This window comes from Tardiphaga sp. 172_B4_N1_3, assembly GCF_052076035.1.
GTDB lineage: Bacteria > Pseudomonadota > Alphaproteobacteria > Rhizobiales > Xanthobacteraceae > Tardiphaga > Tardiphaga robiniae.
In genome coordinates, this window is record NZ_CP197238.1 from 2,231,325 (window position 1) to 2,255,186 (window position 23,862).

At 62.3% G+C, this 23,862-nt stretch carries 23 protein-coding genes and 1 pseudogene; 8 read left to right on the forward strand and 16 right to left on the reverse strand.

The genetic code is table 11. The features are described 5' to 3' along the window. Positions 1 to 2: 2 nt before the first annotated feature. The 8 genes from ribH to AB7783_RS10460 form a co-directional block, all read right to left on the reverse strand. On the reverse strand, positions 3 to 494 hold the full coding sequence (gene ribH / locus AB7783_RS10425) for a 6,7-dimethyl-8-ribityllumazine synthase (RefSeq protein ID WP_089263855.1): 492 nt from the start codon (positions 492 to 494) through the stop codon (positions 3 to 5). Positions 495 to 706: 212 nt separating this feature from the next. Further along, a complete protein-coding gene (locus tag AB7783_RS10430; protein ID WP_441277571.1) occupies positions 707 to 1,321 on the reverse strand; it encodes a riboflavin synthase in 615 nt (204 codons plus the stop codon). Then, positions 1,321 to 2,475, reverse strand: coding sequence for a bifunctional diaminohydroxyphosphoribosylaminopyrimidine deaminase/5-amino-6-(5-phosphoribosylamino)uracil reductase RibD (ribD, locus tag AB7783_RS10435; protein ID WP_441277572.1), 1,155 nt, complete (start codon positions 2,473 to 2,475; stop codon positions 1,321 to 1,323). Before ribD ends, AB7783_RS10430 begins: the two co-directional genes overlap by 1 nt. Next, positions 2,472 to 2,954 carry a transcriptional regulator NrdR gene (gene nrdR / locus AB7783_RS10440; RefSeq protein WP_068732542.1) on the reverse strand — a complete coding sequence of 161 codons (483 nt, stop codon included), beginning with the start codon at positions 2,952 to 2,954 and terminating at the stop codon, positions 2,472 to 2,474. The genes ribD and nrdR overlap by 4 nt, the downstream gene beginning before the upstream one ends. A gap of 72 nt (positions 2,955 to 3,026) precedes the next feature. Further along, positions 3,027 to 4,328 (reverse strand): serine hydroxymethyltransferase, encoded by a 1,302-nt coding sequence (gene glyA / locus AB7783_RS10445; RefSeq protein WP_089263852.1) that lies wholly within the window; start codon positions 4,326 to 4,328, stop codon positions 3,027 to 3,029. 203 nt (positions 4,329 to 4,531) lie between these two features. Beyond that, the gene (locus AB7783_RS10450; protein WP_120292169.1) at positions 4,532 to 4,816 is read right to left on the reverse strand and encodes a BrnA antitoxin family protein; all 285 of its coding nucleotides are present in this window, start codon (positions 4,814 to 4,816) and stop codon (positions 4,532 to 4,534) included. Then, complete coding sequence (locus AB7783_RS10455; RefSeq protein WP_441277573.1) at positions 4,806 to 5,066, reverse strand: BrnT family toxin; 261 nt, start codon at positions 5,064 to 5,066, stop codon at positions 4,806 to 4,808. Before AB7783_RS10455 ends, AB7783_RS10450 begins: the two co-directional genes overlap by 11 nt. 54 nt (positions 5,067 to 5,120) lie before the next feature. After that, positions 5,121 to 5,747, reverse strand: coding sequence for a glutathione S-transferase family protein (locus tag AB7783_RS10460; protein ID WP_441277574.1), 627 nt, complete (start codon positions 5,745 to 5,747; stop codon positions 5,121 to 5,123). A gap of 222 nt (positions 5,748 to 5,969) precedes the next feature. Between AB7783_RS10460 and AB7783_RS10465 the strand changes: the two genes are divergently transcribed. Next, positions 5,970 to 6,338, forward strand: a complete 369-nt coding sequence (locus AB7783_RS10465) for a nuclear transport factor 2 family protein (RefSeq protein WP_439064126.1) — start codon at positions 5,970 to 5,972, stop codon at positions 6,336 to 6,338. 935 nt (positions 6,339 to 7,273) lie between these two features. On the opposite strand, the gene AB7783_RS10470 is transcribed toward AB7783_RS10465, so the two are convergent. The 6 genes from AB7783_RS10470 to AB7783_RS10495 form a co-directional block, all read right to left on the reverse strand. Further along, complete coding sequence (locus AB7783_RS10470; RefSeq protein WP_068732570.1) at positions 7,274 to 7,495, reverse strand: hypothetical protein; 222 nt, start codon at positions 7,493 to 7,495, stop codon at positions 7,274 to 7,276. A gap of 35 nt (positions 7,496 to 7,530) precedes the next feature. After that, positions 7,531 to 7,761, reverse strand: coding sequence for a hypothetical protein (locus AB7783_RS10475; RefSeq protein WP_089263849.1), 231 nt, complete (start codon positions 7,759 to 7,761; stop codon positions 7,531 to 7,533). Positions 7,762 to 7,968: 207 nt separating this feature from the next. Next, complete coding sequence (locus tag AB7783_RS10480; protein ID WP_441277575.1) at positions 7,969 to 8,325, reverse strand: hypothetical protein; 357 nt, start codon at positions 8,323 to 8,325, stop codon at positions 7,969 to 7,971. 200 nt (positions 8,326 to 8,525) lie between these two features. After that, positions 8,526 to 9,038, reverse strand: coding sequence for a transcriptional regulator LdtR (ldtR, locus tag AB7783_RS10485; RefSeq protein WP_068732529.1), 513 nt, complete (start codon positions 9,036 to 9,038; stop codon positions 8,526 to 8,528). A 339-nt stretch (positions 9,039 to 9,377) separates the two neighbouring features. After that, on the reverse strand, positions 9,378 to 10,943 hold the full coding sequence (locus AB7783_RS10490) for an AMP-binding protein (protein ID WP_441277576.1): 1,566 nt from the start codon (positions 10,941 to 10,943) through the stop codon (positions 9,378 to 9,380). 55 nt (positions 10,944 to 10,998) lie between these two features. Further along, the gene (locus AB7783_RS10495; protein WP_089263845.1) at positions 10,999 to 11,478 is read right to left on the reverse strand and encodes a DUF6163 family protein; all 480 of its coding nucleotides are present in this window, start codon (positions 11,476 to 11,478) and stop codon (positions 10,999 to 11,001) included. A gap of 230 nt (positions 11,479 to 11,708) precedes the next feature. Between AB7783_RS10495 and hemB the strand changes: the two genes are divergently transcribed. The 3 genes from hemB to AB7783_RS10510 all read left to right on the forward strand — a co-directional run bounded on the left by hemB (position 11,709) and on the right by AB7783_RS10510 (position 14,351). Beyond that, a complete protein-coding gene (gene hemB / locus AB7783_RS10500; protein WP_441277577.1) occupies positions 11,709 to 12,770 on the forward strand; it encodes a porphobilinogen synthase in 1,062 nt (353 codons plus the stop codon). A gap of 126 nt (positions 12,771 to 12,896) precedes the next feature. Next, a complete protein-coding gene (locus AB7783_RS10505) occupies positions 12,897 to 13,475 on the forward strand; it encodes an RDD family protein (protein WP_441277578.1) in 579 nt (192 codons plus the stop codon). Positions 13,476 to 13,574: 99 nt separating this feature from the next. After that, positions 13,575 to 14,351, forward strand: coding sequence for an arginyltransferase (locus tag AB7783_RS10510; RefSeq protein ID WP_089263842.1), 777 nt, complete (start codon positions 13,575 to 13,577; stop codon positions 14,349 to 14,351). Positions 14,352 to 14,409: 58 nt separating this feature from the next. On the opposite strand, the pseudogene AB7783_RS10515 reads toward AB7783_RS10510, so the two are convergent. Continuing rightward, positions 14,410 to 14,898: pseudogene (locus tag AB7783_RS10515) on the reverse strand (divalent metal cation transporter); the annotation flags it as partial. A gap of 342 nt (positions 14,899 to 15,240) precedes the next feature. Between AB7783_RS10515 and AB7783_RS10520 the strand changes: the two are divergent. Beyond that, positions 15,241 to 18,567 (forward strand): adenylate/guanylate cyclase domain-containing protein, encoded by a 3,327-nt coding sequence (locus AB7783_RS10520; protein ID WP_441277579.1) that lies wholly within the window; start codon positions 15,241 to 15,243, stop codon positions 18,565 to 18,567. 19 nt (positions 18,568 to 18,586) lie between these two features. After that, positions 18,587 to 19,267 carry a peroxiredoxin-like family protein gene (locus tag AB7783_RS10525; protein ID WP_441229923.1) on the forward strand — a complete coding sequence of 227 codons (681 nt, stop codon included), beginning with the start codon at positions 18,587 to 18,589 and terminating at the stop codon, positions 19,265 to 19,267. Between the two features lie 342 nt (positions 19,268 to 19,609). On the opposite strand, the gene AB7783_RS10530 is transcribed toward AB7783_RS10525, so the two are convergent. Beyond that, positions 19,610 to 21,004: an Nramp family divalent metal transporter gene (locus AB7783_RS10530; protein ID WP_441277580.1), complete on the reverse strand. Its 1,395-nt coding sequence runs from the start codon at positions 21,002 to 21,004 to the stop codon at positions 19,610 to 19,612. Positions 21,005 to 21,158: 154 nt separating this feature from the next. On the opposite strand from AB7783_RS10530, the gene AB7783_RS10535 reads away from it, so the two are divergent. Together AB7783_RS10535 and AB7783_RS10540 are read left to right on the forward strand one after the other, a co-directional pair. Beyond that, the gene (locus AB7783_RS10535; protein ID WP_441277581.1) at positions 21,159 to 22,418 is read left to right on the forward strand and encodes an MFS transporter; all 1,260 of its coding nucleotides are present in this window, start codon (positions 21,159 to 21,161) and stop codon (positions 22,416 to 22,418) included. 198 nt (positions 22,419 to 22,616) lie between these two features. After that, on the forward strand, positions 22,617 to 23,750 hold the full coding sequence (locus AB7783_RS10540) for a TRAP transporter substrate-binding protein (RefSeq protein ID WP_441277582.1): 1,134 nt from the start codon (positions 22,617 to 22,619) through the stop codon (positions 23,748 to 23,750). Positions 23,751 to 23,862: the final 112 nt, after the last annotated feature.

Below are 23,862 nucleotides of genomic sequence, written 5' to 3' on the forward strand. Positions count from 1 at the left end.
ACTCAAGCCTTCGCCAGACGGCGCTTGATGCGCAGCACGGACAGTGCCGCACGGGCCGCATCGCCGCCCTTGTTCAACTCGCCGGCGCGCGCGCGCGCCCAGGCCTGCTCGTCGGTATCCACCGTAATGATCCCGTTGCCGAGGGGCAGCCGCAGATCGACGGACAGATCCATCAGCCCGCGCGACGACTCCATCGAGACGATCTCGAAATGGAACGTCTCGCCACGTACCACGCAGCCGAGCGCGATTGCCGCTTCATAAGGCTTGCCGCTTTTCGCGGCAGCATCGACCGCAATCGCGATGGTCGAAGGAATTTCCAGCGCGCCGGGCACCGTCAACACGTCATGGGTGACGCCGGCTGCTTTCAGCTCAACGATCGCGCCTTCCAGCAGCGCATCCTGAATGTCGTCATAGAACCGCGCCTCGACGATCAGGACGCGCGCGCCCGTGATGTCGGTCTGGTCCTGCAAATGAGCGCGTCGCGCGTCTGCCATTTCTCAATCCGTTCAAAACGCTGACAACATCCGCTTACGGTGTATGTCAACAATCGCGCGGTTTTAGTCGTGTGCGGCTGCGAAGCCAAGGGCAATACTCGGCAATTTAGCGCCGTCATGCCCGGCGCATGCCGGGTATCCACGTCTTGGCCGAGCACGAAGACGTGGATGGCCGGGACAAGCCCGGCCATGACGGCCGAGAGGTCGGAGCCTTAAACCGGCATTTCGCTCAGCCGCGCCGCATAGCGGGCCATCAGGTCGACCTCGATATTGACCTCGGCGCCTGCTTCCCACGCCTTGCCCAGCGTGGTGACGCTCAGCGTGTGCGGAATGATAAACACGGCGAACTGCACGTCATCGACGGTATTCACCGTCAGCGACACGCCATCGAGCGTGATGGAGCCCTTGGTGGCGATGAACCGGGCGAGTTCGCGCGTGGTACGGAAGGTGATCCGCGCCATGTCCGGCAGGTTCTCGCGCGACACGATGGTTGCGATGCCGTCAGCATGGCCGGCGACGATATGGCCGCCGAGCTCATCACCGATCTTCAGCGCGCGTTCGAGATTGAGGCGGGTGCCCAGCTTCCAGTGCTTCGCCGTGGTTATGCCCAGCGTCTCGGCGGCAGCGTCAACGTCGAACCAGGTTTTGCCATTGGCCACGCCGGAGCCGACCACTGTGAGGCAGACGCCATTGCAGGCAATCGAGGCGCCATCGGCGATGGTGGTCTGATCGTAATCGCAGAGAATGCGCAGCCGGTGCAGCTGGCCCTGTGCGATTTGCTGAAGGCTCTCGATCTCGCCGATGTCAGTGACAATGCCGGTGAACATTAGCTTCTTTCGTAGATGGTCAGAGTATCTTTCTCGATCGTCTCGCTAGCACGCTGCACGAAGTCCGGCGACCCGGTGATCGCCGATAGCGGCAATGCATCCAGCGCGGCGATGCCACCCTCGCCGATCTCCTTCGGCCCGCGAAACAGCCAGACCTCGTCGACCAGTCCCGCCGTCACGAAAGACGCCGCGACTCTCGATCCGCCTTCCACCAGCAGCTTCGTAATGCCCTTCTCCGACAAGCTATGCAGCACGGCCTGCAAATCCAGCCCCGGCGGCGGCGAGGTCGTAGTCGGCACGCGCAGCACCTGCGTGCCGGCAGCGCCCAGCGCCATCGCGGCAGGCGCTTCCGACAGGCTGGAGGTCATCACCCAGAGCGGCGTCGTGCGCGCCGAATGCACGAGCTTGCTGTTACCGGACATGCGCAGCGCGCGGTCGAGCACCACGCGGACCGGTGAGCGCTTCGCCATGCCGGGCAAGCGGCATGTGAGTTCGGGATTATCAGCGATGACGGTGCCCATGCCGACCAGCACCGCATCGCATTGCGCACGGAGCAGATGCACGCGCGACCGCACCATCTCGCCGGTGACGGCGACAGGCTTGTGACCGGCTGCCGCGATTTTGTCGTCCGGCGACACCGCGAGTTTCAGCACGACATGCGGGCGCTTGTCGCGCACGCGGCGGAAATGTCCGGCGTGATCGCGCGCGGCTTGCTCTGCGCAGAGCCCGACATCGACCCTGATGCCCGCCGCCCGCAGCCGCGCATGACCCTGCCCCGCCACGTCCGGATTGGGATCTTCAATCGCCGCGACGACGCGCGCGATGCCCGCAGCGACGATCGCATCCGCGCAAGGCGGCGACTTGCCGAAATGCGAGCATGGCTCCAGCGTCACATAGAGCGTGGCACCGCGTGCGGCCTCGCCGGCCTGCGCAAGTGCGACAGGCTCGGCGTGGGGACGACCGCCGGGCTGCGTCCAGCCGCGGCCAATAATAACACCATCCTTCACGATGACCGCGCCGACCGCGGGATTGGGCCATGTCCGGCCCTGCCCGCGCCGGCCAAGCGTCAGCGCCAGCTGCATGAAGCGCAGGTCGGTTGCTTTCGCCTCTTGGGATTTTTGCGCGTATTGATCTTCCAGGATCCGGAAGATCATTTTCGGACGACCACCGGCCGGCCGTCGTCGTCGGCATGCAATTCGCCGAGCACCGCCTCGAAGTCCTTGGCCTCGCGAAAATTGCGATAGACCGAGGCGAAGCGCACATAGGCGACGTCATCGAGCCCGCGCAGATGCTCCATCACGATCTCGCCGATGGTCTCCGACGAAATCTCCGCCTCGCCGCCGCTTTCCAGCTCTCGCACGATGGCCGACACCATGGTCTCGACGCGCTCAGGATCGACCGGGCGCTTGCGCAGGCTGATCGACAGCGAGCGGACCAGCTTGTCGCGGTCGAACGGCACGCGGCGGCCGTTGCGCTTGATCACCGTGAGTTCGCGCAGTTGCACGCGCTCGAAGGTGGTGAAGCGGAAGTTGCAGGTGACGCAGACGCGCCGCCTGCGGATCACGGCGGAATCTTCCGCGGGACGCGAGTCCTTCACCTGCGTATCGAGGCTATTGCAGTTCGGACAGCGCATTCCAGAGAACCTTCCAGACACTCGTTCCTGCGCGACCTTCTGACCGCGCAGGTCTCCGCCTCGTAGCAGGCCTTACTGATAGATCGGGAAACGATCCGTCAGCGCCTTGACCTTCTCCTTCACGGCCGCTTCGACCAGCGGCGCACTGCCGTCGCCGGACTGCGCCACCGCGCTCAGCACTTCGGCAATCATCTCGCCGGTTGCCTTGAATTCGGCAATGCCGAAACCGCGCGTCGTCGCGGCGGGGGTGCCGAGACGGATGCCCGAGGTGATCCACGGCTTTTCGGGATCGAACGGTACGCCGTTCTTGTTACAGGTGATGCCGGCGCGAACGAGTGCCTTCTCCGAGACGTTGCCCTTCAGGCCCTTCGGCCTGAGGTCGACGAGCATCAGGTGGTTATCGGTGCCGCCCGAGACAATGTCGTAGCCCTGCGCACGAAGCGTTTCGGCCAGCGCCTTGGCATTCTCGACAACGTTCTTGGCATAGACCTTGAAGTCCGGCTGCAGCGCTTCCTTGAAGGCCACGGCTTTCGCCGCGATGACATGCATCAGCGGGCCGCCCTGCAGACCCGGGAAGATCGCCGAGTTCAGCTTCTTGTGCAGCGCCTCGTCATTGGTGAGGATCAGGCCGCCGCGCGGGCCGCGCAGCGACTTGTGCGTGGTCGTCGTGGTGACATGGGCATACGGCACCGGCGAGGCATGGACGCCACCGGCAACGAGGCCAGCAAAGTGGGCCATGTCGACCAGCAGATACGCGCCGACGCTGTCGGCGATCTCGCGGAAGCGCTTGAAGTCCCACGACCGCGAATAGGCCGAGCCGCCGGCGATGATCAGCTTCGGCTTCACCTCCTCGGCCTGCTTGGCGATCGCATCCATGTCGAGGATCTGGTCGTCCTTGCGCACCGTGTAGTGCACCGGCTTGAACCACTTGCCGGACATGTTGACGGGCGAGCCGTGGGTGAGATGGCCGCCGGCTGCGAGGTCGAGACCCATGAAGGTATCGCCCGGCTGCAGCAGCGCCAGGAACACCGCCTGGTTCATCTGGCTGCCGGAATTCGGCTGCACATTGGCGAACTGGGCGCCAAACAGCTTCTTGGCGCGTTCGATGGCGAGGTTCTCAGCGATATCGACGAATTCGCAGCCGCCATAATAGCGCGCGCCCGGATAGCCCTCGGCATATTTATTGGTCATCACCGAGCCCTGCGCTTCCATCACGGCGCGGCTGACGATGTTTTCCGACGCGATCAGCTCGATCTCGTGACGCTGGCGGCCGAGTTCACCCTTGATCGCCTCGGCAATCTCGGGATCGGCCTGGGCAAGCGTGGCGGAGAAGAACGAGTCGGGCGCGGAGCCGGTTTTGGCCGAAGTGGTCATAGGGCAATATCTCCACCGCCGCGGCCTTCTTTCGGCGTGCGGACGGTCACGAGTGGCGATCAGGAAACGGTGCCCCGAATACCATATCTGGCTGGCGGGGCCAAGGTTTTGCGCTTCAGGGCGCGATATTTAGGCAGCAGCGGCAAATGCGGCGATTGCACATGCCGATTGCCTACCGCCCGAAGTAAACGGCGATTCCGCCCCTATCGCTTGACGCCCGCCGCCTTGCGCAGGACCTCGTCGATCTTCGATTGCCAGCCCGGCCCCTTAGACTTGAAATGGGTCAGGACGTCCGGACTGAGCCGCAGCGACACGAGCGTTTTGGTGGGCGCCTTGTTGGGACCACGCCCCTTGCGGATCGATTTGGCCAGATCCGGCAAGGCTTCAGCAAAGGGCTTAGCCTTGGCAAAGTCGTCCTTCGTCAATTCCGGGGTGTCGCTGACCTCTCGCATATCTTTGGCGCTATAACCCCGCTTTTTAACGGTCATTGTAGAGCCTCCTCTCATTCTTACTGGCGGGACGCATGCCAATCACGCTCAAGGCCTCCTTTCCGAGAACCACGAACACCACCACAATGACGCCGCGGATATTCCGGCCGACGCCAATCCAACGCTTGGCTTTCACCTGTGACGGCAGAACCAGAGCGCTTTCGAAAAAGGCCTCATCGAGATCGGCGAAATCCAACCCGTGCTTGTCCAGGTTGGCGAGACGCTTCGGCTCGTCCCAGAGGATTTTCATGACTATAATGTAGCTACATTATAATCATCGGTCAACGTCCGAAGCGCTCCGTCCCTATTTCGCCAGCCGGTATACCCCGCCCTTCTCCACGCTGCGCTGGAACGCCGGGCGGGCATGCATCCGGCCGATCCAGGCGGCCAGATCGGGATAGGCCTTGAGCCGGTCGAAGCTGCCGGCAACCTCGGCGACGAAACTCATCTGGATATCCGCGCCGGTCAGGCTGTCGCCGACAAAGAACGCGCGGCCCTGCAGCGCCCGGTTGGCATGACCGAGATGCCGGGCCATCTCGCTGTCGATCCGCGGCCGCAACGGCGCACCGGCCTCCTTCAGGCGAGACACGTAGAGATTGAGCATCAGCGGCAACATCGCCGAGCCCTCGGCATAATGCAGCCATTCGAGATAGGCCTCATGCTCCGGAGTGCCCTCCGCCGGCCCCATCGCGCCCTTGCCGTAGCGGCGGATGACGTAATCGACGACGGCTGCGGATTCCGCGATGGTCACATCGCCGTCGACGATGACAGGCGACTTGCCGAGCGGATGCACCGCCTCGAGTTCCGGCGGCGCCAGCCGCGTCTGCGCATCGCGCTGATAGGTTGTCAGATCATAGGGCGCGCCGAGCTCTTCCAGCAGCCAGATGATCCGCTGCGAGCGGGAGTCGTTGAGATGATGAAGCGTGAGCATGGGCGTGTCCTTGTGTTGTCCTCGGCCCGATCTGTAGACCGTCGGCGTGAGAGAAGTCTTCGAGGATTATCGCGCGGAAACAGCGAACAAGAAAATCTTCGCGAGCTTTTCCATGCTAGTTTGCCGGTAAGGCGACTGTCTGTCGTTGTGGAGAGGTTCGGCTCTCCTTCCCCTCTGCACCAAGCCAAGCCGCCAACCTGAGGCCTATCGCAGGAGGTTGAGATGGACGATGTACGGGCCGCCCTGGAGCGTCATTGGACTGCATCGGACGCGAACGATTTCAATATCGAACATGACATCTACCATGAGGATGCGATGCTTTATTATCCTCAATCGGGGGAGCGCATCCGCGGTCGACACAACATTCAGATGAGCCGGCTTGTCCAGCCAAACGAGAAACGTTTTACGGTTCGGCGGATTATCGGCAGCGGCGAATTATGGGTCACCGAATTCATCCTGACCTATGACGGTATACCATCTTACGCGGTGAGCATCATGGAGTTCCGCGACGGACGGGTGGCCAACGAAACGCAGTATTTCGCCGATCGGTTTGAACCTGCAGTCTCGCGCGCGCATCTTGTCGAGCGATAGTTCGAGTAGCAGAACCGCGACGACAGTGCTTCGATGAGCACATATGCGATGAGCGCATCGCGTCCCGCTCTTCATTCCGAAGCGCGACTAGCGCTTGCCGGACGCCACACTCGTCATTCCGGGGCGCATGAAAGCGGCAAAGCCGCTGCAATGGGAACCCGGAATCTCGAAGTGTTTGGCTCTACGGTGTCTCCCATGTCGGGATTCCGGGTTCGGTCCCGTCGCCTGCGGCGCCGGTCCCGCCCCGGAATGACGAGCTTGGGCGGCAAGACAGCGTCCAAACATTTTTTCCTATATCTCATTGACAACATCCCTATAAGGTTTATATTCCCCTTTGTCCTGCCCCACCGAGAGGGGCGATCGCGATCGTCACGTTCGCGGGGCAGGATGCGGTGGACGCCGGAGATGCGGCGTCACGCGGTTCATGGGGGACGTCTGTCTTCGGGCAGGACGGATCTGCGCCAGCACTGCCACTGGCAGGAGACGGCCGGCCTTCGGATGGAAAGACTCTCTGGGCAGTGTGACGGACGACCAAATCGAAACGCGTTCGGCCAAGTGCTTTGCGGCTACCCTGTCCCTCCGCCCTGGGACATTAATTTTGGTGATGGGACCGTTCGCCATGGCAGATGTGCAAGCAACCGAAAAAACACCGCATGCGGAACGTCGGGCAATCGCTCGGCGCCTCCGAAAGTCCTGATGCACTCTCAATTGCGGAAGACCGCATCGCATCAGGCCCAAGGGTGCAACGGGCACCCGGCGTTCCGCACGCCCTCTCACAAGGGGGCGGGAATGCAAGCGACGACGGCGCCCCCGCGCCGCAAACAATGGGGGCGATGACGCATGTCTGAAGGGCCGTGGCTGTTTGAAATTTGAATCTGATGAAGCCCTGGACAGGGCGCCAGCGCTTAAACGCAGCGCTATTGCGCCCTACTCCCTCAAAGGCCGGTAAACCCGGCCTTCACCGGATCGTTGCTGCCATCAAGCTCACGCAGATAGGTCAAGCCGAACACCGTCAGCCGGTGCGGATCCTTCTCGCCGCCGTCGAAAAGCGACTGCACATAGTCGGTCACCTTGGTGCGGGCTTCGTCGGATGCCGCCTGGGTACGGCTCATCATCAGGTCATAGGTGTGCATAATGCGGTCGATGGCAATCTGCATGTCGTCATTTTCCTCGTTGGACATCAGAAAACCGGCTACGCGGCTTCAGCCCGTGCAGCCTGGAATTGCGCGATCGCTCTGTTCGCAAGGCGAAGCTTGTTGTCTTCGCCGCGATGAAACATCCGGACGATGATTTCGAGCAGCCGATCGTTGGTGAGATAAGTATCGGGGATCGCGCCGGACTTGCGCAGGTAGTTCGCAGCGATGGCATAGGCGTCGCCCACCGCCTCGACATTCATCACTTTCAGACCGCGTTCGACCAGCATGACTTGATCCCTTCCGACGAAGCGATAAGCCGCGAGAATGGAACCGGTTCCACGAGAGACGAAGGAAATTTCGCGAACGGGCAGAACGGAACGCTGCGCGCTCTCCGCCGACAACCCCGGGATGGAGTGAGCCAACAGGTCACGCGAAGCGCGCCCGATGATAAACTCCGCAAAACCCATCAAGGCCTGGCACGAGCGACGAATCGCTCACGCATTTACGATTTCCTCTGGCTTATTTGACAGCCACGAACACACGGCGGCTGGAATTGCGCCGATTAGACCGAGTGCCACGAGTTGCTTGCTGGAGCCGAGAAGCAAGGCCATCACCAACACCGATAGACCGTAGGCAAGAAGTGTCGTCGTCATGACCGCAGGCATGGATGTTCTGGCAATCAGCCAGTCCAGCAAGGCGACCAGGAGCCCCGGCACAATAAAGACGAGATACATGAACACCGGCCCTGTACCGCTATCCACCGCTGCGCCGGTCAGGACGTACGTCACTGCGTAGAACGCGACAGTCGCAACGGCAGGAAAGAGGAACAGAAAGATCAACAAGCGCTTCATGAAATCATCTCCAATATCTCTGTGTCTGTCTTGAAGGTGTTTTCGTTCAGCAAGGGTGGGATGGCGTAACGCCAAAGAAAAAGGCGCCCTGCGAGGGCGCCTTGATCAATTTCAGTGTCGCATGCGTCTTGCGCGCATTTCGATGTGCTTTCGGAGGGCAATCCGTCGGCAGTGGTTCGGCGACTTGGAGGTCGAAAGTCTCAGAGACGATACAGGATCTGGTCGGTCCAGAAACGCTCGAGGCGATGCAGCGACTTGTTGAGGGTCGCGAATTCCTCGTTGGAGATGCCGCCGACCTGCTCGACCGTCTTGACGTGCTTCTGATAGAGCGCGTCGACGATGTGGCGGATTTCCTGGCCCTGCGCCGTCAGACGAATGCGAACCGAGCGACGATCGACGCGCGAGCGCTGATGATCGAGGAAGCCGAGTTCGACGAGCTTCTTCAGGTTATAGGACACGTTGGAGCCGAGATAGTAACCACGAGTGCGCAGCTCGCCGGCGGTCAGTTCCTTGTCGCCGATATTGTAGAGCAGCAGTGCCTGGACCGAATTGATATCAGCGCGGCCGCGGCGATCGAATTCATCCTTGATGACGTCGAGCAGACGGCGATGCAGACGCTCCACCAACGTCAAGGCTTCCAGATAAAGCGGCTGAACCGGCGCCTGGCCCGGAACGAGATCGACGCTTTCCACCGTCGCAACGGTCTTCATCATGACACTACCCCTGTTGTCGTTTTTATCGACTTATTCGACGAAACTTGTGTCCCGTCTGATAGGGCCAACTTAAGGGGGAGCGTTTGAAGAACCGCTTAAATAAGACAATAAAGAGATCATGAATTTGAGACAGTGAATCTGAGATTAAGCCGGTGAAACAAGGGGTTTTCGCAAGGTTTGATTCACGCTGCAGAGCCCATGTTCCAGCTTTGTCCGCCCGATCTGTCGCATAGCGGAACAGCTTGCCTAAAATTCGAAACACTCGCGTAAGGTTCGTAACCGGGGCGTTAGGGTGACCGAAGTCTTACCGCCAACGCCCCGAAAATTAATTCGACAATTTTACGCAACTCCGCGCGTTCGCCCGTCCCAATAAGGCGCGCGCAAAGCCTTGCGATCGATCTTGCCGAGGCCTGTCACGGGGATCTCACTGACGAAATCGATGGTCTTCGGCGACCACGGCGCGCCGCGCTTGTCTTTCACATGCGCCTGAAGTTCCTCCACAGAATTATTCGCGCCGGCTTTCAGCACCACGAAGGCTTTCACCGCCTCGCCCCACTTCGCATCGGGAATTCCGATCACGGCGGCGGACGCCACCGCATGATGCGCCATCAAGGCATCCTCGACTTCACGCGGATAGATGTTGAAGCCGCCGGAGATGATCATTTCCTTGGTGCGGTCGACGATATAGAAGAAGCCGTCGCTGTCCTTCACGGCGACATCGCCGGTGTGCAGCCAGCCGCCGCGGAACGCGTCTTCGGTGGCATCCGGCCGTTTCCAGTAACCATCCATCACCAGCGAGCCGCGCACGCAGATCTCGCCGGGCTTCCCTGTCGCCACTTCGCGCATCTCGGCATCGAACAGTTTGACCTCGACCATCGGATTGGCGCGGCCGCAGGAACCGAGACGGCCCGGCTTTGAGTCGTCGTGATCGATCTTGCGCATGGTGGTGATGATCTGCGGCGCTTCGGTCTGGCCGTAGAGCTGCACGAACACATTGCCGAAGATGCCGACGCCCTCGCGCAGCCGGTCCGGCGACATCGGCGCCGCGCCATAAACGATCATCTGCAATGACGACATGTCGTATTTGGCGCGCAGCTCCGGCGCGTCGATCAGCGCATAGATCAGCGTCGGCACCAGGAAGGTCGCGGTAATCTTTTCCTCATGCACCACGCGGCAATAGGTTTCCGCATCGAAACCCTGCACCAGCCGCGCGAAGCCGCCGCGCAGCATCACCGGAAACAGCGTGATGCCGGCGGCGTGGCTGATCGGCGTCGCGGCGAGATAGCGGATATCGGCCGGCCAGTCCCAATCCGCATAGATCGCCAGCGACATCGCCACCAGCACGCGATGCGGCAGCATCACGCCCTTGGAGCGGCCCGTGGTGCCGCCGGTATAAGCCAGCCAGCAGATATCGCCGGTACTGCTCTCGTCGACCAGCGGCGCCGGCGTCGCATTGGGCAGTTCGGCCAGCAGATCGCGCGCGCCATCGAGCGCGCCGAAGGACAGCAGATGTTTCAGGCCCGGCACGCGGCTGCGCAGCGCGAGGCCGCGCGCGGCGAACTTGCCGGCCTCCACGATCAGCGCGGAAATCTCGGCATCCTCGAGAATGAAGGCGTGGTCGTCTTCGGCGGCCATCGGATGCAGCGGCGTGTAGCGCAGGCCCATCACGGCGGCGGCTGATATCGCGGCCCAGCTCTCGGCGCGGTTGCCGGAGAGAATGGACAGCGCATCGCCCTTCCTGAGGCCGAGACTGCGAAACAGGCTGATGAAACGCGCGACCACGTCGCCGAAGTCGCGGTAGCTCCAGCGGACATGGCCGTCCGCGAGCGCGGGCTGGTCGCCATAGCGGGCGATCGCGCTGACGATGAGGTTGCCGGCGGTGCCGCCGGAATAAAGCTGGTTCAACATGACCTCCCTGAATGCAGGGCCTTCTGCGAGGCCTCTGCTTGACGTCCTGAGCCTATGGCGGCCGTTCGCGCGCCGCCATCCATGCCAGCGCAAGGTAGCCTGCGAGAAACGCAGCCTGCACGCCAACGATCAGGAGATTGCCTCCATAGATGGTCGGAAACATCAGCTCGATAACCGCCATGGACACCACGGTCGTCAGCCAGACGACGGCGCCCCATGGCGTCGCGAGCCAGAGACCGACGGCGCTGACCAGCTCGATGACGGCGAAATAGACCGTGGCGGTCTGCCAGCCCATGGTTTGGACCTCGAAGGCGTCATCCTCGGTGCCGACAAAGCCGGTGACCTGCGCCCAGTGATAGAGGCCCTGCATCATCGAGACGACGGCCATCACGCGCAGGAACAGGACCAGGCGCCGGGTCCAGATGTTTTCGTCAGATTCGATGCGTCCGGACGAGATCGCCGCGACCGACATGGCATGGTCCCGCGACGTGGGGTCTCTCGACCCGAGGTCGCGCGGCATCTGCTCAGACATGCGAATGCGATCTCACGAGTGGGAACTGGACGTTTGGGCGATGGTTTGAGCGATTCATGGGGGCTTTTTGTGAGCCTTTGGGCCTGCAAAATCAATGACCCAGCCCGTCACGTCACGCGCGCATGACGTGCATGATCGCGGTGACGCCGGGACATCGAGGTGCTAGACTTAGAACAGGTCGAATTTAAGGGGCTTTCGACCTCACGAAGGCCCGCGGGAGAGACGGTATTATGGCAATCAAGTTCGGGCGCCCCATCGAATTGCGCGATCACGCCCCCCGCCCGGCCGCTTATGACGCCCCCTCCCTCGGCCTGACCACCCGCCCCCGCCGCAACCGCAAGTCCGAATGGGCTCGCCGGCTGGTGCGCGAGAACGTGCTGACCACCGACGACCTGATCTGGCCGCTTTTCGTGATCGACGGCGACAACCAGCGCGCCGCGATCGCCTCGATGCCCGGCGTGGAACGCCTCAGCGTCGATCAGGCGGTCCGCGATGCCGAGCGCGCCATGAAGCTGGACATCCCCTGCATCGCGCTGTTCCCCTATACCGACCCGTCGCTGCGCGACGAGATGGGCACCGAGGCCTGCAACGCCAACAATCTGGTTTGCCAGTCCGTGCGCGCGATCAAGAAGGAATTTCCCGATCTCGGCGTGCTCTGCGATGTGGCACTCGACCCGTTCACGAGCCACGGCCATGACGGGCTGATCCAGAACGGCAAGATCCTCAACGACGAAACCGTCGCCGTGCTGGTCCGGCAGGCGCTGGTCCAGGCCGAGGCCGGCTGCGATATCATTGCGCCATCGGACATGATGGACGGCCGTGTCGGCGCGATCCGCGAGGCGCTGGATGAAGCCGGATTCCTGGACGTGCAGATCATGGCCTATGCCGCGAAATATGCCTCGGCCTTCTACGGCCCGTTCCGCGACGCCATTGGCTCGGCCAAGACGCTGACGGGCGACAAGCGCACCTATCAGATGGATAGCGCCAATTCCGACGAGGCGCTGCGCGAGGTCGAACTCGATCTGGCCGAAGGCGCCGACATGGTTATGGTCAAGCCGGGCATGCCCTATCTGGATATTGTGCGCCGCGTGAAGGACACGTTCGCGGTTCCGACCTTCGCCTATCAGGTGTCCGGCGAATACGCGATGATCATGGCCGCCGCGAACAACGGCTGGATCGACGGCGACCGTGCCATCATGGAAAGTCTGCTCGGCTTCAAGCGCGCAGGCGCCGATGGCGTGCTGACCTATTTCGCGCCGCATGCCGCGGAACGCATCAAGGCTGCGCGCTGAGCGCATCCGCGCTCAAGCCTCGCCTGATTTACGTCATGGACAGTCTGTAACGATTCCGCGCACTTGTTGCGCGGTCTGGTGATATCCATGTGATGGATCGCGAGGATGCAAACGGAGGGATGCGTCATGTCTGATACCGGCCCGAATGCTGGCGGCCCTAACGGAAGCTGGCAAGGCGACACCTGGCGCAGTGCCGGTACCCCGCCCCGCGCCCATGCCTTCGATCCCTATGCGCAGCCGGATTTGTTCCGCGGCGTGCTGATGCGCCGCGTTGTTGCCTTCCTGATCGATCTCGTGGTGCTGTCGATTCCGATCGTGCTGGCTTGGGTTTTCATTCTCCTGTTTGGCGTCGTCACCCTCGGCCTCGGCTGGGCACTGTTCTGGCTGATCTCACCGGCGACGGTGATCTGGCCCGTCGTCTATTACGGCATGTCGCTGGGCGGCCCGCATTCGGCCACCGTCGGCATGCGGATGATGGATCTGCAGATGCGCACCTTCTCAGGCACGCCCGGCTACTTCGTACTCGGCGCCGCACACGCGGTCTTGTTCTGGGCCTCGGTGTCGCTGCTCACGCCGCTGGTGCTGGTGGTCGGCCTACTCAACGGCCGCCGCCAGTTGCTGCACGACCTCGTGCTGGGAACCGTGGTGGTGAATAATTCCGTCGTCCGTGCCGCTTACGCCCAGCCGCCCGGCCGTGCCTACTAACAGCCGCGAAGGACGCCAACTTGGCCGGGCAAAGCGATTGACCGTTTGCCCGGGTGGCGCGATGCTACACCCAACTGCTTCGGAGACCGACGGCAACCCGTGACCCAGCACTCCCGCGACACTCCGCAATTCTACCTCACGGCGCCGTCGCCCTGCCCCTACCTGCCGGGCCGGCACGAACGGAAAGTTTTCACCCATCTGGTCGGCGACAAGGCTGGCGATCTCAACGACCTGCTCACCCATGGCGGCTTCCGGCGCAGCCAGTCGATCGCCTATCGCCCGGCCTGCGACCAGTGCCGCGCCTGCGTCTCCGTCCGGGTCATCGCCAATGAGTTCAAGCCGTCCCGCAACTTCCGCAAGATCCAGGCACGCAATGCCGACGTGATCGGCGAGCAGCGCAGCGCGGTGCCGACCTCCGAACAGTATTCGGTGTTCCGCGCCTATCTCGACCAGCGCCATCGCCATGGCGGCATGGCCGATATGACCGTGCTCGATTACGCGATGATGGTCGAGGACTCGCATGTCGAGACCCGCATCATCGAATATCGCCGCCGCGGCCCCGATACAGGCATCACCGGACGCGGCGAGGACCTGCTAGCAGTCGCGCTGACCGACGTGCTGAGCGATGGGCTGTCGATGGTCTATTCGTTCTTCGAACCTGGTGAGGAAAGCCGTTCGCTCGGCACCTTCATGATCCTCGACCACATCGCCCGCGCCAGGCGGCTCGGCCTGCCTTACGTCTATCTCGGCTACTGGATCGAAGGCTCCAAGAAGATGGACTACAAGGGCCGCTATCTGCCGCAGCAGCGGCTGGCGCCATCAGGATGGCTGCGCGTGGACGCGACCGGCGAAACGATGCCCGAGCCGCAGGATTAGCTGGCCGGCTGACGATCCGTCCTCGGCATCATCCGCGACCGTCCTGGATTTCAGGTCTTCAGCCGAAAAAGGTGTCGTAAAGCAGCTTGCAGTTCAGGATCACGATGATGCCAGCGATGATCCATGCCACCGTGGCGACCGACCGCGAAATTACGAAGTCACCCATCTTTCGCCGATCCGAGACAAACCGCACCAGCGGGATGACTGCAAATGGCAATTGCATCGACAGGATGACCTGACTGAAGACGAGGAGCTGTCCGGTGCCGCGTTCGCCATAGAGCGCGGTGACGACCACGACCGGGACGATCGCGATGCCGCGAGTCAGGAGCCGGCGCGCCCAGTTCGGCAGACGCAGCCGGAGAAAGCCCTCCATCACGATCTGGCCGGCCAGCGTTGCCGTTACCGTCGAGTTGAGGCCGGATGCCAGCAGTGCGATCGCGAAAAGCGTCGATGCGATGCCAAGACCGAGCAACGGCGACAACAGCTCGTAAGCCTGACCGATCTCGGCCACATCGGCATGACCGCTGGTATGGAAGGACGCCGCGGCATCGAAGGAGTGCCGTCTGCAATCGTCGAAACTGGTCGATCCGATCGTCACGCGCCACATTGCTCTGGCGATGTCGCGTCATGGAAGCCTGACGCTGGCATGCCGGACTGTCATGGAGCTCGCGCGGGAGATCGCGAAATCCAGCGCGGCAGGACTACGCCGCGCGTAGTCGAGGCCCGATCAGTGGCATCGGTGATCCCGGTCGCGCATGCGCGCTGGCAGGGCCGCAGCCATGGCTTGCTCTTCCGGCGCCACAAGCCCATTGTTACCAAGGATCCAGGGCCTGTTCGACGAGGTCCAGGATTAGATCGTGCCATCGCGGCTTCCGCGAGGTCTTGATCCATGAACTGCTCGTGTTGCGGTTTCGAGGTTCAGAGCGGCTTTGCGTTCTGCCCAAAATGCGGCGCGAAGCAGCCGGACCCATGCCCCAGTTGCGGCTACGCGTGCGCACCGGATTTTGCGTATTGCCCGAAATGCGGCGCCCGCGTCGATCACGCCCCCAAGGCCGGCAACCAGCGGGAGCCGTCATCGCCAACAATTCCGGCGACGGTCACGACTGGCGCTCGTTCACCGGCGCTGATGCTTGTCGAGCCCGAGCGCGCACCCCGGCGGACGCTCCATAAGGTCGACAGCGAAGCCAACCGCCGCACCATCACCGTGCTGTTTGCGGACCTCAGCGGCTTCACCACGATGAGCGAACGGCTTGACCCGGAAGTCATGCAGGCGTTTCAGAACGAATTATTCGAGGAACTGACCGCAGCCGTGCAAAATTTCGGCGGCTTCGTGGACAAATTCATTGGCGATGCGCTACTCGCTCTGTTTGGTGCGCCGGCCGCGCACGAGGACGATCCTGAGCGGGCACTCCGCGCGGCCCTCGACATGATCAAGCGGACGGCGTGCTTGAGCGAACGTTCGAAGATATCCGCCGGATCGCCGCTCATGCTTCATATCGGAATCAACACCGGGCACGTGGTTGCGGGTGGATTGGGCGCAGGCGTTGCCAAGTCCTATTCAGTGACCGGCGACACGGTGAATACCGCTCAACGCTTGCAGTCGATGGCCCCCCCGGGCGACGTGCTGGTGGGACCGCTGACCTACCGCCTCACCCGGCATGCATTCTCGTATGAATCTCTCGGCGACGTTGCGCTGCGCGGCAAGGCAGGCAGCGTCCTGGTCCATCGTCTGAGGGGCCCGCTCGAGACACCGCGTGCGGCACGCGGACTCGAGATACTGGGCCTGAGCGCGCCGCTGATCGGGCGCGACGCGGAGATGGCCCGTATGATGGGGTGCCTTGACCTGGCGTGTGGCGGAGCTGCCCAGCTGATGCGGCTGGTTGGCGAAGCCGGCATCGGAAAATCGCGCCTGGTGGATGAATTCGTTACCCGCGCTCGCGATGAGGATCGCTTCGCAGGCGTGGCGATCCGGCGGGCCGCTTGCTCGCCGCTGGGCGAGCAATCCTACGGTACTCTTGCCGCAGTGCTGCGCAGCGCCTACGGCATCGCGCACAAGGCTTCGGCGACAGAGGCGCAAGCCAAGCTAGCCGAAGCGTTGTCGGGGCTTGGCATGGCGGCCGAAGAGGTCGAGCGGCTGATGCCCCTCTATTTTTATGTTCTTGGTCTCGGCGACCCCGACGACGCCCTGCAGCACGTTGAACCGGAACAGCTTCGACGGCAGATTTTTTTCGCGATCCGCACCGTCTTCGAACGGCGTCTGGCCCTATCGCCCCTCCTGATCATTGTCGAGGACCTGCACTGGGCCGACGCCGTATCGCTTGAGGCGCTGCGGTTCGTGATGGATCGGCTGGAGCGCGGGCGGCTGATGCTATTGTTCACACACCGGCCGACACTTGAAATGGACCAGCTCGACTCAAGTCGAATTAGCCATACAACACTGCGGCTGGCACCCCTTGGCATCGCCGACGGACAAAAGCTGCTCGCGGCGTTCTTCGGTGACGGTTGGAATGGATCATCCGGCAATCTGTTCAATCGAATTCTCGAACGCGCGAGCGGGAATCCACTGTTCGTGGAAGAAATCATACGCGGTCTCATCGAAGCTGGCATTTTGGAACGTGACGGCTCGCATTGGCAGATCAAGTCCGATGAAGCGGCTGCTGACATCCCGGCGAGTATTCAGGCGTTGCTGCTCGCGCGAGTGGACCGACTGCCACACGGCGTGCGCAGGTTGGCCCAGGAGGCAGCGGTCATCGGGCCGCGCTTTGATGCGGCCCTTCTCGGTGCCACAGCGACCGACCCGGCGAAAGTAGAGGCAGGGCTTGAACTGCTGTGCGACGCCGAGATCATCGAGGAGATCGCGGGCGCAAACTCGATTTCGCTGCAATCCTATCGTTTCACGCAAACCATGCTTCAGGATGTGATCTACCAAAACCTCCTTCTGCAACGGCGCATTGAGATGCATGGGCGGATCGGTGCTGCCCTGGAGCGGCTGTGCGGAAATGATCCGGAGCGGCTCGAAGACCTCTCTCTACTGGGACATCATTTCAGCCTCAGCGCGAGCAAGCCGAAGGGTGCACATTACCTGAGCGCGGCCGGCGATCGCGCACGCGCGATCTATGCCAACGACGACGCCATCCGCCTCTATCAGCAGGCCCTCGCCGTCTTGTTGACCGCTGGCGATCAAGGACCGGAACGGCTTGTGCTATACGAACGAATTGCCGACCTGTGTGGAGCGGCGGGCCGGCGTGACACGGCCGACGAACATTACCAGACGGTATTGGAGGCCCACCGCGCGGCCGGGGACCGCGCCGCCGGAGCGCGGATACTTCGCAAGCTTGGCCGTTTGATGTGGGACGCCGGCAAACGAAACGGGGCGGAGGCGCATTACGCCGAGGCGGCTGCGTTGCTCGAAGGAACGGACGCGCCGATCGAGTGGGCGCACCTGTTACAGGAGCGCGGCCACCTCGCGTTTCGCATCGGCGATCATGCTGCGGCCGCGAGATGGGCAGACGATGCGCTTGGCTACGCTCAGTCCGTGCCGCCGGAGGTAGACAAGCAAGCCGGACTAGAAGCGGCTCGCGCCACCGCGGAGGCGCTCAATACCAAGGGGGTTGCATTGGCGCGGCTGGGCCGAAGCCAGGAGGCCGTTCGCGAGGTGGAGCGAAGCGTCGCAGTTGCCGAAGCCGCTGGCCTTCTCAGCGCAGCCTGCCGCGGCTACACCAATCTTGGCGTGCTCTACACGATGGTCGATCCGGCGCAAGCCATGGAAGTATGCCGGCGCGGTCTTGATGTCGCCCGCCGGATCGGCGATCTCGGTTTTCAGGCGCGTCTCCTTGTCAATCTCGCTGTCGCCTGTTGCACCTTCACGGACAGGTGTGCCGACGAAGGCGTGCCGGCGGCCGAAAAGGCGATCGAACTCGACCGCTCGCTTGATCAGCGCGAACATCTCGCTGTGCCATTGATTGTGCTCGGGCAAATTCATCAATGCCATGGCCAGCCGGAACTCGCCGCCCGCTGCTACAATGAAGCAATTGAAGTGGCGCAGGAAACGGGCGAGCCCCAGCAGCTCTTTCCATGCTATGATGGTCTCGCGACGCTGAACCTCGATCGAGGCGACATGCCTGAGGCCGAGCGGTATTTTGCTCTGGCGCACGATCTCTGCGCCCGGCACGGGCTTAATCCCGAAGCGCTGGTCGTACTGCCATTTCTTGATTAGCAAGTAGAGGAGGTTGACCATGTCTGAACATCATGTCGATGGGTTACTCCACGCGGGCGACCGCGCACCGAACATTGTGCTGGATGCGATCACACGTGACGGCAAGATCGCGCTTGACGACTTTCGCGGCCACAGCCCAGTACTGGTCGGCTTGTTTCGAGGCCTGCACTGCCCGTTCTGCCGGCGCCATCTCGCGGCCCAGGCGCAACTTGACCCGGCCCTGCGCGAGAAAGGCGTCGAGAGTCTCGTGGTGGTCAACACGCCTATCGACCGTGCGCGGCTCTATTTCCGGTATCATCCCTTGCCCAATCTGCTCGCCGCGTCCGACCCCGAGCGCGTCTCGCACCGCGCGTTTGGCTTGCCCAATCTCGAGTTCACGGAGAGCGAAACCGAATGGCCGCGCAAGCTGGGTATGAACGCCGTCATGAGCATGCGGATGGACATGCCGGGCGAACTGCCTGAGCCGATGAACCCGATGGCGGCGGCCGATCTTCTCAACACGAAGGACGGCTACGAAATAACCGAAGCCGACGAGCACATGCTGACAACCGGCCAGGGTCAGCTCTTTGGCCAATTCCTGCTTGACCGGGAGGGCATCGTACGTTGGAGCTTTACCGAAGTTCCTGAGGGGGGCAATCGCATGTTCGGAGCTCCCACTCCGCGAGAGCTGATGTCGGCGGCTTCCGAGGTTGCAGGCTAAGGCATTTCGCTCAACGTCGCCTTGGAGGCCGATTCACTCAGCCTGCAAACGCATATTGTCGCCGAAGGAAGCATCTACGCTTTGCTGGGACCCTATGCAGTCGCCGCGGCATCGAAGGATGTGCCGTCTGCAATCGTCGAAACTGGTCGATTCTGTCGTCACGCGCCACATTGCTCAGGCGATGTCGCGTCACGGAAGCCTGACGCTGGCATGCCGGACTGTCATGGAGCTCACGCGGGAGATCGCGAAATCCAGCGCGGCAGGATTACGTCGCACATAGCCACAAAGGCCAGTCCCCTTCACCAAAGTCTGGTGGCAGCAGCTGCCTTAAATTTCAAGGCTTCAGCCGAGCAAGGTGTCGTAAAGCAATTTGCAGTTCAGGATCACGATGATGCCAGCGATGATCCATGCCACCGTGGCGACCGACCGCGAAATTACGAAGTCACCCATCTTTCGCCGATCCGAGACAAACCGCACCAGCGGGATGACTGCAAATGGCAATTGCATCGACAGGATGACCTGACTGAAGACGAGGAGTTGTCCGGTGCCGCGTTCGCCATAGAGCGCGGTGACGACCACGACCGGGACAATAGCGATGCCGCGAGTCAGGAGCCGGCGCGCCCAGTTCGGCAGACGCAGCCGGAGAAAGCCCTCCATCACGATCTGGCCGGCCAGCGTTGCCGTTACCGTCGAGTTGAGGCCGGATGCCAGCAGTGCGATCGCGAAAAGCGTCGATGCGATGCCAAGACCGAGCAACGGCGACAACAGCTCGTAAGCCTGACCGATCTCGGCCACATCAGCATGGCCTGACGTATGGAACGTCGCGGCGGCGACAATGAGGATCGCCGCGTTGATGAACAGCGCCAGCATCAGCGCGATGGTGCTGTCCGTCGTCGCCCACTTGATCGCGTCGCGGCGGCCCTCATCGGTGCGCGGATAGGCACGGGTCTGCACGATCGACGAATGCAGATAGAGGTTATGCGGCATCACGGTTGCGCCGATGATGCCGATCGCAATGTAGAGCATTTCGGGATTGGTCACGATCGCGGTGGACGGCAGGAAGCCGCTCAGCACTGCAGCCACGGGCGGCGCCGCAGCGACAATCTGAACCGTGAAACAGACCGCGATGACGATGAGCAGCGCGATCACGAAAGCTTCCAGAAAACGGAAACCCTTGTTCATCAGCAACAGCAGCAGAAAGGCATCCAGCGCAGTGATGAGCGCGCCCCCGATCAGCGGAATGCCGAACAGCAGCTGCAGCGCAATCGCGGTACCGATCACTTCCGCCAGATCGCAGGCGATGATCGCCGTCTCGCAGGCCAGCCACAGCATGATGTTGACCGGCCGGGAAAAGCTGTCGCGGCAGGCCTGCGCCAGGTCGCGGTCGGTGACGATGCCCAGACGCGCGGCCAGTGCCTGCAGCAGGATCGCCATCACGTTCGACAGCAGGATCACCGAGAGCAGCGTGTAGCCGAATTTCGAGCCACCTGCGAGATCGGTCGCCCAGTTGCCGGGGTCCATATAGCCGACCGAGACCATGTAACCCGGTCCGGCGAATGCCAGCAGCCGCCGAAACCAGTGGCCGCCGATCGGAACCGGGATCGACGAATTGACCTCCGAGAGGCTGCGGCGGAAATCCCCGCCAAGGCCGGAGCGCCAGCCCGCCGCGTCTGGAACGCTGCCGGGGATTGGAGACGTTGACGAATCGGGCGAGGTTTTCGGCGAAAGTGCATCCATCAGAGCTGCATAGAGCAAACTCTCCCTTGTTGCAACTCATTTGCAACTGCATCTAGCCGGTTGGTGGGCGCTGCCTGTCACGGCGTGCGCTCAGTAATCGGGTGGTTGCGTGCTCGTTCGGACCCCATGGTGGCTGTCACAGACAGGAATCGCCATGTCCCACTCCCCCATTGATCGACTGCCTGACACCTTCAACCGCCTCGCTTGGTCGAACCTCGCGGCGCAGTCGGCCGAGCAGATCGCGCTGGCGGCCGCGCCCATCGTCGCGGTGCTGTCGCTCGGCGTCGGTGAAGGCCAGACCGGATTGCTGCAGACCGCGCTGACCCTGCCCTTCGTGCTGTTCGCCATTCCCGCCGGTCTGCTCGCCGACCGGATGTCGCGCCGCACGCTGATGGCCGGAGCTGAGGCGCTGCGTGCGATCGCGCTGTTGCTGACGCTGGGGCTGATCTGGTTCGGCGCGATGACGATGACGCTGCTCGCTTTGCTCGGCTTCGTCGCGGTGTGCGGCACCGTGGTCTACAGCGTCGCCGCGCCGTCGCTCGTACCATCGCTGGTCGTGCCGCAATTGCTCGGCGCGGCGAATGCACGGATCGAACTCGCGCGCACCGTCGCCTTTGCGAGCGGTCCTGCCATCGGCGGCGCGCTTGTCGGCTTCACTGGCGCCGCGCCTGCCTTCGGCTTTGCCGCAGCGCTGTCGATCATCGCTGTCGCCTTGCTATCGGGCATCCACGAGCCTACGCGCACGACGGTACAGCGACGCAATCCGGTGCAGGACATCGCCGAAGGTCTGTCCTTCGTCTGTTATCACCAGTATTTGCGACCGGTCTTCATCACACAGTTCATCTTCAGCGCCGCATCCTTCATGGTGCTGGCAGTGTTCGTGCCTTACGCGGTTCGCCGTCTCGGCCTCTCCGCCTCCGGCGTCGGCGTGACACTCGCGATGTATGGCGTCGGCATGGTGATCGGCGCACTGCTGGCAACACGTGTGATGAGACGGTTGCCGTTCGGCACCGTGATCGCGCTTGGCCCCGTCACCGGCTTCGTTGCCTCCGTTGTGATGGCACTGACCACATGGATCCCCTCGCCGGCTTTGGCGGGCCTGAGCTTCTTCCTGCTCGGCGTCGGTCCGATCCTGTGGGTGATCTCCACCGCGACGTTGCGACAGTCGGTAACGCCGCCGAGCCTGCTCGGACGCGTCTCCGCGATCAACATCCTGAGTTACGGCGCCCGTCCGATCGGAACCGGGATCGCGGCCGTTGTCGGCGGGCTCTATCACGCGGAGGCGTGCCTCTACCTCGCCGTCGCGGGTTTCGCCTGGCAGGCCGTGGTGATCCTGACCTCTCCGGCGGTTACACTGGAACGGCAGCCGGACATGGTCGGCGATGTGACCGGATACGTTCCGACGAAAGTCTAACAGGCTTGGTGTAGTTCATCTGTAGTTCGCACTCGCTCATAATCTCCCCGCACCGCAGCACGGATAGTTAGTGTAGTTGCGCCGCGTCGAAGCGTCGCAGCAAAGCGAACTTTCTTGCCAAAGCTGCAAGCAAGCCTTTGTCTTGTCACCAATCAACAAGGTCAGTCCGCAAAAGGACGACCATTCGGGGAGAACACAATGGCTTCATCCAAGGACAGGACTCCGTCTCGGCGCCGTTTTCTGAAGGTCGCCACCGCCGGTGCCGCTGCAAGCGTCGTCGCACCGGCAATCGCCCAGGCGCAGGGCCCGATCAGCATGCGCTGGCAGAGCACCTGGCCGGCCAAGGATATCTTCCACGAATACGCGCTCGACTACGCCAAGAAGGTCAACGACATGACCGGTGGCGACCTGAAGATCGAGGTGCTTCCGGCTGGCGCCGTAGTCCCGGCCTTCGGCCTGCTCGATGCGGTCTCCAAAGGCACGCTCGACGGCGGCCACGGCGTGATGGTCTATCACTACGGCAAGCAGACCGCGCTGGCCCTGTGGGGCTCCGGCCCGGCCTATGCGATGGACGCCAACATGCTGCTGGCCTGGCACAAATTTGGCGGCGGCAAGGAGCTTCTGGCCAAGCTCTACGCGTCGATCGGTGCCAATGTCGTGTCACTTCCCTACGGGCCGATGCCGACCCAGCCACTCGGCTGGTTCAAAAAGCCGGTGACCAAGGCCGATGATCTCAAGGGTGTGAAATTCCGCACCGTCGGCATCTCCATCGACGTGTTTACCGGCCTTGGTGCAGCAGTGAACGCATTGCCCGGCGGCGAAATCGTCTCGGCGATGGATCGCGGCCTGCTCGATGCGGCCGAGTTCAACAACGCTTCGTCGGACCGCATCCTTGGATTCCCCGACGTATCCAAGACCTGCATGCTGCAAAGCTATCACCAGAACGCCGAGCAGTTCGAAATCCTGTTCAACAAGACCAAATATGACGCCCTGCCCGAGAAGCTGCGGGCGATCATCGCGGGCGCCGCCGATGCGGCCGGGCAGGAAATGTCCTGGAAGGCCATCGACCGCTATTCGCAGGATTATGCGGAGATGCAGAGCAAGGACAAGGTCAAGTTCTACAAGACGCCGGACTCGATTCTGCAGAAGCAGCTCGAAGTCTATGACGAGGTCGTCGCCAAGAAGTCGGCCGAAAATCCCCTCTTCAAAGAAATCTCCGAGTCCCAGCAGGCCTTCGCCAAGCGCGCCACACAGTGGGAGCAGGATACGGTCGTGAATCGCCGCATGGCCTATAACCATTACTTCGGCCCGAACGCGAAGAAGAAGACCTGACGTCTCGCGGCATACGTATCTCGCATCATCCGGGACGACCCTTTCCCGGATGATGCTTTGCTGTTGCCGCTTGCAATACATCCGCGCCGGACGAAATCTACATCGACGTTTC